The 14904-nt window shown below is 56.1% G+C and carries 18 protein-coding genes and 1 pseudogene; all 19 read right to left on the bottom strand.

Annotated features, from left to right (window positions below; genetic code table 11):
* Positions 1–108: 108 nt before the first annotated feature.
* A protein-coding gene (locus tag L991_RS13085) for an IS3 family transposase (protein WP_156129080.1) occupies positions 109–1208 on the bottom strand; the annotation gives its coding sequence in 2 pieces (ribosomal slippage) (positions 109–947 and positions 947–1208; 1101 coding nt in all).
* Between the two features lie 213 nt (positions 1209–1421).
* Positions 1422–2639, bottom strand: coding sequence for a hypothetical protein (locus tag L991_RS13075; RefSeq protein ID WP_047396274.1), 1218 nt, complete (start codon positions 2637–2639; stop codon positions 1422–1424).
* Between the two features lie 71 nt (positions 2640–2710).
* Complete coding sequence (locus L991_RS13070; RefSeq protein WP_047396271.1) at positions 2711–2926, bottom strand: DUF2249 domain-containing protein; 216 nt, start codon at positions 2924–2926, stop codon at positions 2711–2713.
* On the bottom strand, positions 2923–3336 hold the full coding sequence (locus L991_RS13065; RefSeq protein WP_052190871.1) for a hemerythrin domain-containing protein: 414 nt from the start codon (positions 3334–3336) through the stop codon (positions 2923–2925). The genes L991_RS13070 and L991_RS13065 overlap by 4 nt, the downstream gene beginning before the upstream one ends.
* 144 nt (positions 3337–3480) lie before the next feature.
* Positions 3481–4065, bottom strand: coding sequence for a molybdopterin adenylyltransferase (gene mog, locus L991_RS13060; RefSeq protein ID WP_047396269.1), 585 nt, complete (start codon positions 4063–4065; stop codon positions 3481–3483).
* Between the two features lie 58 nt (positions 4066–4123).
* Positions 4124–4633 (bottom strand): cyclic pyranopterin monophosphate synthase MoaC, encoded by a 510-nt coding sequence (gene moaC, locus L991_RS17810; protein ID WP_052190877.1) that lies wholly within the window; start codon positions 4631–4633, stop codon positions 4124–4126.
* A gap of 18 nt (positions 4634–4651) precedes the next feature.
* Positions 4652–5194: pseudogene (gene mobA / locus L991_RS17805) on the bottom strand (molybdenum cofactor guanylyltransferase MobA); the annotation flags it as partial.
* On the bottom strand, positions 5191–5661 hold the full coding sequence (locus L991_RS13050; protein ID WP_197053890.1) for a molybdenum cofactor biosynthesis protein MoaE: 471 nt from the start codon (positions 5659–5661) through the stop codon (positions 5191–5193). The pseudogene mobA and the gene L991_RS13050, both read right to left, overlap by 4 nt.
* Positions 5662–5916 carry a molybdopterin converting factor subunit 1 gene (gene moaD, locus L991_RS13045; RefSeq protein ID WP_047396265.1) on the bottom strand — a complete coding sequence of 85 codons (255 nt, stop codon included), beginning with the start codon at positions 5914–5916 and terminating at the stop codon, positions 5662–5664.
* On the bottom strand, positions 5913–7100 hold the full coding sequence (gene glp / locus L991_RS13040) for a gephyrin-like molybdotransferase Glp (protein ID WP_047396262.1): 1188 nt from the start codon (positions 7098–7100) through the stop codon (positions 5913–5915). The genes moaD and glp overlap by 4 nt, the downstream gene beginning before the upstream one ends.
* Positions 7094–7603 (bottom strand): molybdopterin-guanine dinucleotide biosynthesis protein B, encoded by a 510-nt coding sequence (mobB, locus tag L991_RS13035; protein ID WP_197053889.1) that lies wholly within the window; start codon positions 7601–7603, stop codon positions 7094–7096. The genes glp and mobB overlap by 7 nt, the downstream gene beginning before the upstream one ends.
* Positions 7604–8575, bottom strand: coding sequence for a GTP 3',8-cyclase MoaA (gene moaA / locus L991_RS13030; protein WP_052190876.1), 972 nt, complete (start codon positions 8573–8575; stop codon positions 7604–7606).
* A gap of 77 nt (positions 8576–8652) precedes the next feature.
* On the bottom strand, positions 8653–9321 hold the full coding sequence (locus L991_RS13025; RefSeq protein WP_052190870.1) for a NapC/NirT family cytochrome c: 669 nt from the start codon (positions 9319–9321) through the stop codon (positions 8653–8655).
* 10 nt (positions 9322–9331) lie between these two features.
* Entirely contained in the window at positions 9332–9772 is a 441-nt protein-coding gene (locus tag L991_RS13020; RefSeq protein ID WP_047396256.1) for a nitrate reductase cytochrome c-type subunit, read from the bottom strand.
* Between the two features lie 36 nt (positions 9773–9808).
* Positions 9809–10621: a quinol dehydrogenase ferredoxin subunit NapH gene (gene napH / locus L991_RS13015; RefSeq protein ID WP_052190869.1), complete on the bottom strand. Its 813-nt coding sequence runs from the start codon at positions 10619–10621 to the stop codon at positions 9809–9811.
* Complete coding sequence (gene napG / locus L991_RS13010) at positions 10618–11352, bottom strand: ferredoxin-type protein NapG (protein ID WP_047396250.1); 735 nt, start codon at positions 11350–11352, stop codon at positions 10618–10620. Before napG ends, napH begins: the two co-directional genes overlap by 4 nt.
* Positions 11353–11402: 50 nt before the next feature.
* A complete protein-coding gene (napA, locus tag L991_RS13005; protein ID WP_047396248.1) occupies positions 11403–13919 on the bottom strand; it encodes a nitrate reductase catalytic subunit NapA in 2517 nt (838 codons plus the stop codon).
* A gap of 13 nt (positions 13920–13932) precedes the next feature.
* Complete coding sequence (locus L991_RS13000) at positions 13933–14193, bottom strand: chaperone NapD (protein ID WP_052190868.1); 261 nt, start codon at positions 14191–14193, stop codon at positions 13933–13935.
* A 29-nt stretch (positions 14194–14222) separates the two neighbouring features.
* Entirely contained in the window at positions 14223–14687 is a 465-nt protein-coding gene (gene napF, locus L991_RS18060; RefSeq protein WP_047396338.1) for a ferredoxin-type protein NapF, read from the bottom strand.
* Between the last annotated feature and the right edge of the window lie 217 nt (positions 14688–14904).

Here is a 14904-nt window from a genome sequence, read left to right as displayed (position 1 = left end):
GTCAGGCTGTGTATCTAATCTTTTTTGCATCGCTTCCAGCGTGTCTTCATGTTCCCAGCGCCGAACACGGCGATAATGACCTCCTCCCTACAAACCGAGCGGTCTGACTTAGAGATCCCGGGCTTCAAGGTGCGCGAACCGGAACTCGCTGGGAGTCCGATCGCCCAGCGAGCTATGCGGCCTAAACTCATTGTAATCCTGTCGCCATCGTTCGATCTTGTCACGAGCATCATCCAATGACAGAAACCAATGTACGTTCAGGCACTCATCCCGCAAGCTGCCATTAAACGACTCGATAAAGGGATTATCCGTGGGTTTTCCTGGTCGCGAGAAGTCCAGCATCACACTTTGTTCATAGGCCCATTGATCCTGCGCCAGAGAAATAAATTCACTGCCGTTGTCCACCTGAATCCGCTGGGACGTACCACGTAAAGCTTGCACATGCCGCATCGTCGTGACGACATCCTCGGCCTTTAGGGCGAAGTCTACCGTGATCGCCAAGCTTTCCCGACTAAAATTATCCACTACAGTTAAGGCCCGGATCCGCTGGCCATTAAACAGCTGATCGGCGACGAAATCCATGCTCCAGCACGCATTCAAACTAGAGACGGTCGGCCGTGCCACGCGATGGGCCGCAGCCACGCGCCGCCTTGGACGCTTGCGTCGCAGGTTCAGCCCCTCCTCGCAATAAATCCGGTAGGTCTTCTTGTGATTGATCAGCCAGCCTTCGCGTTGCAGTAGAACATGGATGCGGCGCGCTCCATAGCGAATGCGCGTGGCTACAATTTCCCGAATGCGCTGCCGCTCGACACGATCGTCACGAGGGTGGGGACGATAAAAGTACGTCGCTTGCCGCAGCTGAATGACGGCCGTGGCACGCCTGATACTGACGCGATACGCGCCAATCAGGAAATTAGCCAGCTCGCGTTTGCTAGCCGGCTTCACAGCTTTTTTTGGATGACTTCCTGCAGCATCTGCTTATCCAGGCTCAGATCCGCAACCATGCGCTTGAGTCGGGCGTTCTCTTCTTCCAGTTGCTTCAGGCGACGTAGTTCGCTGACGCCCAGGCCACCGTATTTCTTCTTCCAGTTGTAGAAAGTCGCCTCGGAGACGCCCATCTTACGGCAAACCTCCCCGGCAGTCGTACCCGACTCCACTTGGCGCAAGGCGAAAGCGATCTGTTCTTCTGTGAACTTCGATTTTTTCATGACAAATCTCCTACCCGGATAAGGTTAAATTTGCCAGAAATCTCTACTTTCCACCGCTACCATTTTTCGGGAGGAGGTCACAGGCCAAGCTCGCCTATATGAAGTTAATGCGACAGAAGCTAAGCAAGTAACTCCGAGAGAAAACTGTCACCCTGTTTTGAACCGCGTCGTTTTACCTGCCATAGTTTTTCTACAGTTACTGCTAAGCGACACTCACGAAGTTAATGCGACAGAACCAGCAGCCACTACGCTACGTTGCAAGCAATAGCCCAGTGCCAGTGCGTAGACTAGCAATACTACAGGTATCATGATGTAGGCCAATAAATAAAAAAGCCACCAGCTTATACCCATGGATAGCGCCAGCCAGCTTAAGCGACGCAGCCAGCGTTCAGGGAAAATCTGCCCCATATGTCGTAACTTGCCGCCCGTAGGCACCCGCAGGCGGTAATCCATCCATAGCAGGAAAGGAATGATTTTGGCTAGCATGGCGGTAAACACAGGCAACAGGCCAGCCAGTAGCCAATGGCCGGCTAGGCCGACAGGGATACTCTCGGGCAATGCATCCAGCCATGGCACAATCAACAGGGGCAACAGCAGATTCAAGCCACCCCAAGCCCATAAGTAGCGGGCAGGATCAGCTTTGCGCTGACTGGTGCGTAGTTGCCGCAATAATGCCACCACCCAGATCAGTAGCGGCAAGGGCAATATGATCAGTGACCGCGCATCCAGTGCGGCCAGGAATGTCAGTACCAGCAGAGCCGGTAGTAGCCATCGCCCCAGCCAGTCCGGCCACGACTGCGTGACCAAAAACATGGGAACCACCGTCAACGCCACAGCCAACAGCAAGCCCGACACCCAGCCAATAATACCGAGCAGCACATGGGCGCGCAACAAATCGGGCAAGGGTATCGGCATCCAGCCCATTGTTAACAAGAGCACAAGTGCAATACCTGCCGTAACGGTTAAAGCGAGCGCCAACGTGGCATAGCGCAGCCCCCGGCTCGTGGCATCGCGGGCTCTACTACGAAATAGTGCGCTTAGCAGCCAGATCGTCAGCGGGAATAGACTTAACCCCAACACACCCGCTGCGCCTTGCAACAACAAGGGCTGCATGGTCCACAGTCCGACTGCCAGCAGCGCCGTACCCAGCTGCAAGCCACCCCACAGCGCCATACCCCAGCGTAGCGACTGTTTCGCCCGCACGCCCGCTACCACGGCCGATACCTGCAGCAAAGCCCCCAGCATAATATTGCCGGCAAAGCCCAACATGAGTAGATGGGTCATAGCGAGCAGTGCCGGATTATAGCGGTTATGCCAGTCGCTGCCATCCAACCCGAAGCCGGCCAAAGCCGTGATCGCTAGCCATAGCGGAGCCATACGGAAAAACCGCATGGGCAAAGCCACCGGCAAACTGAATTCTGGATTGAACATGCTTTTAACCTTGCTGGCCGTACTTCGTTGCGGAGCATGGGCAAGCTCGCCACCACAAAGAGTTTACCGCTTTACGCATCCCGCCAGATCGTCACAATGGTTGAGTTATCGGACTGCTCGACGCATTGCCAATGACAGGGGCGCAGGCGTAAATGATCGTAAAGCGGATAAGGCACATGCGGCAGGTGTACGATGAGTTGCTCACCGGCACCAGCCGAATCCAGCCAGTGCAGAATGCGCTCCAGCGGTTCTGGCGGCGCCAGCCCACGCAGATCCAGCACACTCATGCCAAGCGATCCGCAAATTCGGGGATGGTGCGATCACACATCGGATAGAGGATATTCTCTTCTTTCATATTGTGTTGCTGCAGCAAAATCAGCAGCGTTTCAGCGCAACCGGTAAAGTCGTCAGCATCGAGGTTTTGTGCTGCCTCCTGCAAACCGCTCATCAGATCACGCGCTTGGGCATGCTCCATGCGCATCACCTGCGTCGGCCCGCCGACCATGCCGCTGGCCGCTTCAAAAGCCGGAAACAGTTCATTTTCCTCAAGAGCGAAGTGCTTGATGGTCTGCTGGCAAAATTCATCGGTGGCGGTTATACAGTCAGGCCACCGACCCGCTCGAGCGGCCGTTTCGGCTCGGGCTAGTGTTTCGTCGCAATGGCGGTGCTGGGTTTGCAGAATGTGGCTAATGCTCATGTTATGTGGACTCTATTTGCTAGTGAAATGGTGAAGTAGTACGGCAAAAGTTCTGACGCTTCCTTGCCACGCCGTATGCGTACACTGCCTTCGGCTTTGTGCAAGACGTTTTGAGTGGACACTTAAACGAAAGTGGCCGCTGATTCATTCGGTTGACCGTATTGCCGATTTCGGCCGAAAAGCGGGGATGATTTCAGAGCGGGTTTCTAGGTAGGGGCCTTCCATTAGCTGGATGCAATAGGGCACGGCGGCAAAGATGCCTTTAATCTGCAATTGGCCTTTGTCGTCACGCACCCCCTCCAGCGTTTCCTGAATGGATTTGGGCTGCCCGGGTAGATTGAGCATCAGGCACCGCCCCCGAATCGCGCCAATTTGCCGGCTCAGTATCGCGGTCGGTACAAAATTCAGGCTGATCTGCCGCATTTGTTCGCCAAAGCCGGGCATCAACCGGTCCGCCACCGCCTGCGTGGCATCCGGCGTGACATCGCGCAGGGCCGGCCCGGTGCCACCGGTGGTCAGAACCAGATCACAGCCACACTCATCGACCAGCTCGCGGAGCGTGGCTTCGATCTGGGCCTGCTCGTCGGGAATCAGGCGCTCTTCAAACTCACAGGTATTCAGCAAGGCCTTCTGTAGCCAGTCACGCAAAGCGGGAATGCCTTCGTCCTCATAGATTCCCACACTGGCCCGATCCGAAGTCGCCACCAGACCAATACGCACAACATCCATCACGTCTTACCCCAAAAGTTTGATCCGCCACAGCGGGCGGGCATATGGCCATTCGCGCTCAGGCTTGTCCGGCTTGCCAGTGGCCCGATTTGCCGCCACGTTTTTCCTGCAGATGAATATTGCCAATCACCATGCCCCGATCGACAGCTTTGCACATATCGTAAATCGTTAGTAGTGCCACGCTCAGGGCGGTGAGGGCTTCCATTTCTACGCCAGTTTTACCAACGGTTTCGCAGGTCACCCGGCATTCTATGCGGCTTTGTGCCTCATCCGTAACAAACTCGGCCCCCACATGGGTCAGCGCCAGCGGGTGGCATAAAGGGATCAGATCGGCCGTGCGTTTGCTGGCCATAATGGCCGCGACATGGGCAATGCCCAGCACATCGCCTTTTTTATGCTGGCCACTGTTAATCATCTCCAGCGTGGCCGGTTGCATGCGGATTTCACCGACGGCCCGGGCTTTACGATGGGATTCCATCTTATGCCCGACGTCTACCATATGCGCCGCGCCTTGCCGGTCGAAGTGGGTGAGAATCCCATCGTGCTGCGCCTGTAGCCTTTGTTCCATGGGGGCCATATCTTCGCGCTGATTCAGATTGGGAAAGCTGCCCGCCGGAAACTGAACTTCGGCTGCATCAATAGCATCGAGGAAATCGCGCAAACGCAGCTGGCCGGTTTCCAGCCGGTGAGTCACTACCGGCAACACGGACTGGCGTAACAGGCAGATGGCCGGATGCAGCACATCCGAGCAAGCGACGGCGGCCTGCGCACCGGACTCCAGCTTTTCCAGTAGTTTTTCCAGTAGATTGTCGGGTAGCACAGGGACATCGCAAGGGATAACCAGCAAGAGATCGGTGCCTACAGCCTGCAGGCCGGCTTCGATGCCGGCCAGTGGTCCTTTAAAATCCGGTGACTGATCATGCACGATATGGGCAAAACCCAGCCGGTGATATTCATCAAAATTGCGATTGGCCGACAGCCACAACTCATCGGCCGGACGGCTTTGCAGTAATAAGGCTTCACGGCACCACTCCACCAGACTGCGCCCACACAGACGCAGCAAGCCCTTATCAATGCCCCCAAGGCGGCTACCCTGCCCGCCGGCCAGAATCAGTGCGCTCACTTTCATTCGATATTCTCCCAGCGTTGACGGGCCTGCTGGTCGGCTTCACGCGCATCGACCCACTGCCCGCCGGTTTCGCCTTCTTCGTACTTCCAGAATGGCGCGATGGTTTTAAGATAATCCATCACAAAGCGGTTAGCGTCGTAAGCAGCCTGACGGTGCGCACTTAAAGTCAGTACCAGTACGATTTGCTCGCCGGGCAAAAGACGGCCAACCCGGTGAATAATGCGCACCGCCGCCAGCGGCCAGCGTGCTGCGGCCTGTGCGGCAATCTGGTGCAGGGACTTTTCGGTCATTGCAGGGTAATACTCTAAAGTCATCGATTGGATTAGATTATGGCCCGATACCCCTTCACGCACCCGCCCGACAAAGACAGCAACAGCCCCATACTGGGTATCATTGGCAATCAGTTCGGCATATTCCTGCCCCAGGTCGAAGTCGGCCTCGCGCACCGAGATGGAGATCGCTGTCATTTAGCCTCCGGTCACTGGCGGGAAAATCGCCACTTCGGCCAGATCGGGAATCCCATCGCTCATCTGTGCCAGCTCCTGATTAATGGCCACGCGGAATACGCGACTGCCGCCCAGCTCACCGGCCCAAGCTCCGCCACGCGCCACCAGCAAGGCTAGCAAGTCTTGCACCGTCTGGCCCGCTGCCAGTTCCAGCGTTTCTTGCTGACAGCCCAGCTCGCTGCGCAAACGGGCAAAATAGAGCACCTCAATTTTCATACACTTCTCCAGCCACGCAGGGGCCAATAACGCAGCACATCACCGGGCTTCACCGTTTGCCCTGCGGGCAGCAGCGCTAATCCATCGGCCCATACCGCGGAAGTCAGCACGGCAGAGCTTTGATTGGTATACGGCTGAAGTGCATTATTTTCAATGCGTACACGCAGATACTCATCCCGCTGCCCGGCCTTGGCCAAGCTAAAGCCCGCAGGGAGTTCAAGCCACAGGGCTTGATACTGCCCCCCTTGCCGCGCAGCCAGAAAAGGCCGCACCAGCAACTGAAAGGTCACAAAACTCGATACCGGATTGCCGGGTAGCCCAATAAAGTCGGCTTCGCCGATCCGGCCAAAAGCAAACGGCTTGCCCGGCTTCATGGCGATTTTCCATAAAGCCAGCTCGCCCAGTTCGCTGACGGCCGCCTTGACGTGATCTTCTTCACCCACCGACACGCCGCCGCTACTCACCACCACATCGTGATCCTGCGCGGCGGCCTGCAGGGCTGCCCGCGTATCAGCCAGCATATCGGCCACGATACCGAAATCGCTGACGCTGCAACCCGCTTCGCGCAGCAGCGCACCGATTGCATAGCGGTTGCTGTTGTAAATTTGCCCCGCGCCCAGCGGCTGCCCGGGTTCGACCAGCTCTTTGCCGGTGGACAGCAGCGCCACCCGCAAAGGCGCGCGCACTGCAACATGGGCAACACCGATGGCCGCCAGCAAGCCCAGTTCGGCTGCGCCCAGCCGGCAACCTGCCGGCAAAATTTCCCGCCCCGCTTGGACATCTTCGCCACGGCGACGGATATGCTGCCCAAGCGTTAATCGACCCTGAATCTGTAAACAGCCTTCGACTACCGTGCAATCTTCCTGCATCACCACGGTATTGCCACCGGGTGGAATTGGCGCGCCGGTAAAGATACGAGCGGCTTCACCCGCCATCAGCGCCCTGCCCGTTTCACCCGCAGCAATCCGTTGCACAAGGGTATAGCTATCCAGCTTATTGATATCATCTACTGCAAGGACATACCCATCCATTGCGCTATTATCAAAATCAGGAACAGCCAGTGAGGAAATCACCGCACTGGCCAGTGTGTAGCCCAGCGCTTCGTCTAAAGACAGGGTTTGAATACGCGGATTAAGGCGTACCTGTTGCTTGAGCGCATCCAGTGCGGCAGAAACGGTTAGCATGTTTGAATATCCAAAATTTGCAGAATATAGTCGGCGATCCGGGCAGGCTGATTCAGATCCAGCCAGTACCGGCCTGATACGGGGGCATCACTGGCCACGGCCAGAATCGCCGGATCCTCCGGATATAAAGGGGCTTGCCCGCTGGCGGCACGCCAAACTTCGATTTTAGGGTGAGGTTCGCGCTTAAAGCCCTCCACCAGCGTCAAATCGGCCGGCACCAGCCGCGCCACCTGCTCAGCCAGCGTCGGTTCGGCCGCGCCGTGGAGTTCATGTACGATGGCATACCGATACGGCGAGGCCACCAGTACTTCCTGTGCGCCCGCGGCCCGCATCCGCGCACTGTCTTTATCCGGTGGTTCCAGCTGCAGATCATGGTGGGAATGCTTGATGGCGTTCACTGTTAATCCCCGCTGGCGCAACTCGGCCAGCAAAGCCAGCAGCAGTGTCGTTTTGCCCATGCCGGAGCGGCCAGTCAGGCCAAAAATCCACTGAGGCTGCATCATCTAGCCCCCAGTCTGCGACATAAAACGGATGATTTTCTGCGGGGCTTCGTTAAATTCGTGGCGCTCGGGCTTCAGTTCGATAGCCTCGCGAATCACCTGCTGCAATGCCTCATCGCTAATGCCCTGCCGCAGCAACGGACGCAAGGCCACACTGTGTTCCTGCCCCAGACACAGATGCAGCGTGCCATCCACCGTCAGCCGTACACGGTTGCAACTGGCGCAGAAATGTTGCGACATCGGCGTGATAAAACCGATGCGTCCCAAACCATCCGGCGTTTTCCAGTAACGGGCGGGGCCGCCGCCCAATTCGATAACCTCCGGCTGCAGGGCAAAGCGCTGCACCAGCATTTCGCGCACCGGCCCCAGATCCAGAAACGCAGTATTGCGGCCACTCGCCCCCATCGGCATGGCTTCGATCAGCCGCAAAATAAAGCTATGCTGCATGGCAAATTCGGCCATGGGGATAATGTCCTGCTCGTTCACGCCACGCATGGCCACCATATTCAGCTTGAGCGGGGTTAGCTCCGCCGCTTTGGCCGCCATAATGCCGGCAAAAATTGCGGTATGCGCATCCCGTCCGGTAATTCCCGCCAGACAGGCCCGATCCAGACTGTCCAGACTGACATTCACCCGTGTTACGCCGGCTTGCTTGAGCGCCGGTGCGAAACGCAGCAACTGCGTGGCATTGGTCGATAGCGATAAATCATCCAGCCCCAGCGCCGACAGGCTGGCTGCCAGTTGGGGTAGATCTTTACGCAACAGCGGCTCGCCGCCGGTCAGACGGACACGGCGCACGCCCAGCGCAGCAAACGCAGCGACCACCCGCCGGATTTCGGCAAAGCTGAGCCAGTGCGCCGGCTCTTCAAAACCCTTGAAGCGCGCCGGCAGACAATAGCTGCAGCGCAGATCGCAACGGTCTGTCACCGACAGGCGCAGATAATCAATCGTACGTCCAAAACGGTCTTGCAACATGGCATTATCTTTGGTTGGCAATAATGGGTATAGCCTTGTAGCTTATTAATATTAATATCTACAAGGCTATACTCTGGTTATTCAATCCCTGCAGCGTCATCCGACACAATACTGGCGGCATTGCTGGCATTCGGGTTGGCGGGGTGCATCAGCTCGGGGGCAATCCCTTCTTTCGGTGCGCCGACATGCTGTTGAACATTGGGCAAATGATGGGCAATCCCTTTATGACAGTCGATACAGGTCATACCGCTGCTCAAGCCTTTCTGGTGCATGGTGGCGGAACGGCGATTTTGCTCCATATAGTCGAAGTATTCGTAGTTGTGACAGTTGCGGCACTCCTGCGAATCATTGGCTTTCATCCGTGCCTGTTCGTGCTCGGCTAGTTGCTGGCGCTTGGCCAGAAACTTGTCTCGGGTATCGATGGTGCCGGTTAGCTTGCCCCAGACTTCGCGTGAAGCCTGAATTTTACGGATCATCTTCGGGCCCCATTCATGCGGCACATGGCAATCCGGACAGGTGGCCCGCACGCCGGAGCGGTTGGTGTAATGCACGGTTTGCTGATATTCCGGATACACGTTGTCCGCCATTTCGTGACAGGACAGGCAGAATTTTTCGGTATTAGTCAGTTCCAGCGCGGTGTTAAAACCACCCCAGAACAGAATGCCCAGCGCAAACATGCCGATCAGCCCCCAGAAACCCAGGCGGATCGCACGCACTTTGCGCCATGTATCGGTTAATTTTCCCATTATCCGCCCCTTATTTAATCAAACCGTCAGCCGGCTTGAACTGGTTGCCCACCAGCGGTTTGGCATCGGTTTGCGGCACATGGCACTGCACACAGAAATAGCGGCGCGGCGAGATATTGCTCAATTCCCCCCCTTCACGCGTTTTAAAGTGTGTAACCGAAACACGCGGCGCACCAGTTTCGGTAGCACGACTCCAGCCATGACAATCCAGACATTTATTAAATTCTTTGGTAATCATGTAACCTTTGGTGGTGTGCGGAATCAGCGGAGGCTGTTGCACATACTGCCGCTGCTGCGCTGGTTTGTCGCGCTCGTAACGGTAGTTTTCCGATGGCACATCGCCCTTAACCGCTTCGCTGCCGCGCAAGGATTTCAGTTCCTCGGCACTGGCCTGCATGCTCATCAAACCCGCCCAGAGCGCCAGTAGCCAACCACAAAGTTGTTTTTTCATTTTGCTTCCCTCTCCATTCAAATCATCAACGGGCTTTTAATCGACCTGCCGGTTAAAGCGGTGCGTTAACCTGAAAACCTTTTCATCGCAAACTTCAATACAGCGACCACAATTGGTGCATTCGCCCGAATTAATTACCGGACTGCCCTGCCCTTTTAGCGCAAAGCGGATAACCTGAGGCTCCGGGCAAACCTGAAAACAATCCATGCAGTCATCACAGCGATTGCGCAAGCGTGCCGAGACTCTTAGCAGAGCAACGCGACCAAGCAGGGCATAAAATGCACCGACCGGACACCAGTGCCCACACCAGCCATGCCGCTGCACCAGGAGGTCGTAGGCAAAAATAGCCAGTAACACGAGCCAGCCCAACCCCATACCAAATAACAAACCGCGCTGCAGCCCCGTAACGGGATTAATCCATTCCCATGCCAGCGTGTGCGTTAAGGCGGCCAGTAGCAAAATCGTCAGCAACACCGCATAGCGGGTCTGTCGTGACAGATTGCTACCGGTTTTCAAGCCCAGACGTTTGCGCAGCCACGCCGCCAAATCAGTTAATGGATTAACCGGACAAACCCAGCTACAAAACACCCGCCCGCCCACCAGCAGGTAAAAAACCAGTACCACGGCTGCGCCAATCCATGCCTGTTTGGCGGGCGTAAAACCAGCCAGCAGACTTTGCAGCAGCAATAGCGGATCGGTCAGCGGCAAGAAACCGAAGCTATAGCTGGATGCCAGCGTGCCTTTCACCCACCAGATACCCCACCACGGCCCGATTAGAAACAGCAGCAAAATACCCAGCTGCGATAATCGGCGCAGCAACAGCCAGCGTCCGGCCTTTAGCGCGTTCATGGCGCAGAATCCGGCAAACGGGCGGGCAATTCGATCTGCTCACTGATTAATGAACCACCGGCCTTCTGCTTTTCTTCCCAGCCTTTGCGGTAATGCGCGGCCGCCTCACCTTTAGCCAGCGCTACCGGAAAGACGCTAATGGCGGGTTTGGGCAGCACACAGGCTTTTTCACACTTGCCACAGCCGGTACAGAAATCCGAATGCACCGTGGGTAACAACATGGCATGCCGATCCGAGCGCGGGTTATGCACTTTTTCGAGCGTAATGGCCTGATCAATCAGCGGGCAGACGCGGTAACAGACATCACAGCGCAAACCCAGAAAATTCAGACAGGTTTCCTGATCGTGCAGTACCGCTAAGCCCATGCGAGCCTTGTTGATATCCGTCAGGCCGTGATCCAGCGCACCGGTCGGGCAGACTTTTACACAGGGGATGTCTTCGCACATTTCGCATGGCACATGGCTAGCAATAAAGTACGGCGTACCCACGCCATAGCCACCCCCTAACCGCGCTAGTTGCAGTGTGTGGTAAGGGCAGTCGCGCACACACAAACCACAGCGCACACAAGCGGCCAGAAAATCATCGCCAATCGCTCCGGGCGGGCGCAGCGCTACAGCCACCGGCTGGGCGCTGGCCTGCTTGGACAGCGCCCCAAGGCCGGAGCCCAGCGCCAGCGCCGTACCACATAGCGCCGCGCCATCCTTTAGCAATTGACGACGATTGATTTTCATAGGTATTGCTTTACGGCCTTTTGTTTTAAATGGCTATACAGTCATACCCACTAAGCTTTAACAATCTTAACGGCGCACTTCTTGTAGTCGGTCTGCTTGGAAATCGGGCAGGTGGCATCCAGCGTCAGCTTGTTCACCAGCCGGCCTTCATCGAAGAAGGGAATAAAAATCAGCCCCTTAGGTGGCTTGTTACGGCCACGGGTTTCCAGCCGGATGGTGATTTCGCCACGGCGGGAAATCACTTTCACCACCATGCCACGCTGCAAACCGCGCCGTTTGGCCTCGTCCGGATGCATGAACACCATCGCTTCCGGCACCGCTTTATGTAGTTCCGGTACACGGCGGGTCATGGTGCCGGTATGCCAGTGCTCTAGCACCCGACCGGTACATAGCCACAGGTCGTATTCCTTGTCCGGCATTTCTGGTGGCTGCTGATAAGGCAAGGCAAAGATATTGGCCTTGCCATCCTTATTGCCATAAAAGCGCAAACCCTCGCCCTTTTTCACGTACGGGTCATAGCCTTCGCGATAGCGCCATTTGGTTTCCTTGCCATTCACCACCGGCCAGCGCAGGCCGCGTGCCTTGTGGTAAGCCTCGTACGGAGCCAGATCATGCCCGTGGCCGCGCCCGAACTCGGCATACTCTTCAAACAGGCCTTTCTGGATGTAAAAACCAAAGGTTTTCGCCTCGAAGTTTTCAAAACCGGCTTGCAGTTCATTATTTTTAAACTTATTCACCTTGCCATTGGCATACAGCACATCAAACAGCGTTTTGCCCTTGACTTGCGGTTTTTTGGCAATCAGCTCGGCCGGCCAGACTTCTTCTACCTTAAAGCGCTTGGAGAACTCGACAATCTGCCAGAGGTCGGATTTAGCCTCACCCGGCGCATTCACCTGTTGCCGCCAAACCTGGGTACGGCGCTCGGCATTGCCATAACCGCCTTCTTTTTCCACCCACATCGCGGTCGGCAATACCAGATCGGCCGCCAGCGCCGAAGCATTCGGGTAAGGGTCGGATACCACGACAAAAACATTGGGGTGTCGCCAGCCCGGATATAGTTCGCCATTAATATTGGGGCCGGCCTGCATATTGTTATTGCACATCTGCCAGTAGAACTTGATCTTGCCGTCCTTGAGCGCCCGCGCCATGGCCACGGCATGCAGGCCGACTTTGTCGGGGATAGTGCCTTCCGGCAGTTGCCAGATTTCTTCTGCGTGATGGCGATGCTCCGGATTGGTCACCACCATATCCGCCGGCAAACGATGGGCAAATGTACCCACTTCCCGGGCGGTGCCACAGGCCGAAGGCTGACCGGTCAGCGAGAACGGGCTATTCCCCGGTTCGGCAATTTTGCCCACCAGCAGGTGGACGTTGTAAATCATGTTATTGGCCCAGGTGCCACGGGTATGCTGGTTAAACCCCATGGTCCAGAAGGACATGACTTTGATTTTCGGATCGGCATACAGCTCAGCCAGTGCCTTGAGCTTGTCTTCCGGTACACCGGAAAGCTTGCTGACCTTGTCCACCGTGTAGTCGGAAACGAATTTGGCAAACTCATCAAAACTGATGGGCTTGGACTCGGTTGGCATGGTTTTTGGCTTGCCATCCGCACCGGGGTAGCCATTGGCCTTGGCGTTCACTTCCAGCGGATGCTTGGGGCGCAAGCCATAACCAATATCGGTTTCACCCAGTTTGAAATTCACATGCTTGCTGATAAAGGCTTTATTAACGCGGCCGGTACTGATGATGTGGTGGCAGATAAAATTAAGAATCGCCAGATCGGTCTGCGGGGTGAAAATCATGCCGTTGTCGGCCAGCTCGAAGGAGCGGTGCTCGAAGGTGGATAGCACAGCCACTTTGCTATTCGGATTAGACAGCCGGCGGTCGGTAATGCGACTCCATAAAATCGGATGCATTTCGGCCATATTCGAGCCCCACAGCACAAAGGCATCGGCGACTTCGATATCGTCATAACAGCCCATAGGCTCGTCCATGCCGAAAGTGCGCATAAAACCGGTGACCGCCGAAGCCATGCAGTGGCGGGCATTCGGATCAAGGTTATTGCTGCGCCAGCCAGCTTTCATAAACTTGGAGGCGGCATAGCCCTCCATAATCGTCCACTGCCCCGAACCAAACATGGCCACCGAAGTGGGACCGGCGGTTTTCAGCGCATCCTTGGCCTTAAGCTCCATAATGGCAAAGGCTTCTTTCCAGCTAACCGGAGTAAATTCGCCATTTTTGTCATACACTCCGTTTTTCTTGCGCAGCAAAGGGCGGGTGAGACGGTCTTCGCCATACATGATTTTGGACAAAAAATAGCCCTTGATGCAGTTCAGGCCGCGATTGACCGCTGCATCGGGATCACCTTGCGTGGCCACTACGCGGCCATTCTGTGTACCCACCAGCACGGCACAGCCGGTACCACAGAAACGACAGGGGGCTTTATCCCAGCGGATACCTGCTGCTGCGCTGGCAACTTCCTTGCCGGCAGCTTCCACCACGGGAATTCCGATACTTGCGGCTGCAGCACAAACGGCGCTGGCCTTGATAAAATCACGACGATCCATTCTATTTGCTCCTTTATGCTGCAGAAATTCCGGCAACAAGGTCTTTTGCCTCATCGCTATATTCGTAAGCCAGCGTGGCTGACATCACGTCGGCCAGTTGCTGCACCAGCTTCAGCGCATCGCTGGCTTTCAGATCTGCGGTTTCTTCCACGGTGACAATCAGCCGGCCTTCATGCTCCAGATGGATTTCGGCACCGGCAATGGTGAGTACACCTTCACGCACCTGCGCCGTTTTTCCGGGAACCGGGCGCAATACCAGACTGTATACATTCATGTTTTCCCATCCTTTAAATGGCCATTGGCCTACTTCACCGTGATGGCTTGTGCCGGGCAGAGACTGACGCAAGCGCCGCATCCATTACACAGATCACCATCCAGTTGGGGCTGTGCCATTTTCCCAAGCTGCAAGCGGAACCGAATCGCCTGCTGCGGGCAGCCCTCACCACACACCCGACATTCCACCTGCCGATGTGCCAGACACTGGGCAGAAATACCTGCGCGATAAGCCCATGCCTGACCCTGCAATTGCAAAGCCCCGCTCTGGCACGCCGTGACACACTGTTCGCAAAAATCGCATTCGGCTTGGCGGAAGTCGGGCTGCGGAAAGCCCCCGTCACCTTTGCGGAGCAATCCGGTTGGACAGGCCACAATACATTCACCACACCGCGTACAGTCTTCCGTAAAACGGGAAGTGGCCCATGGCGGCTGCAAGGCAGTGGGGGCTTGCGGCTTTCGGCCAAATAGCAGATTGCGACGCGACAGATCCACTTTCTGGGCGCTCCATTCAGACACTTTCCTGTCAGCTTATGCGTACAATCTTTTTCGGCTAATCCCCCCTTGGGGGTAAGCCCCTCTTTCACGCCAGCAAGCTACCCACAAAGGGTTAAATGCGGCGGAGCAAAAGCACAGGAAAATAAGGTGGCAGATCATGGGTCTGCGAGACCGGAAAAGTTTCCGGATATTTGGAGGTAGTGTTGCTACTTAA

This window comes from Chitinibacter sp. ZOR0017 (assembly GCF_000799095.1).
In the GTDB taxonomy this organism is placed as follows: domain Bacteria; phylum Pseudomonadota; class Gammaproteobacteria; order Burkholderiales; family Chitinibacteraceae; genus Chitinibacter; species Chitinibacter tainanensis.
The sequence above is the reverse complement of the archived record's forward strand: the minus strand, read 5'-3'. Positions and strand labels throughout refer to the sequence as shown.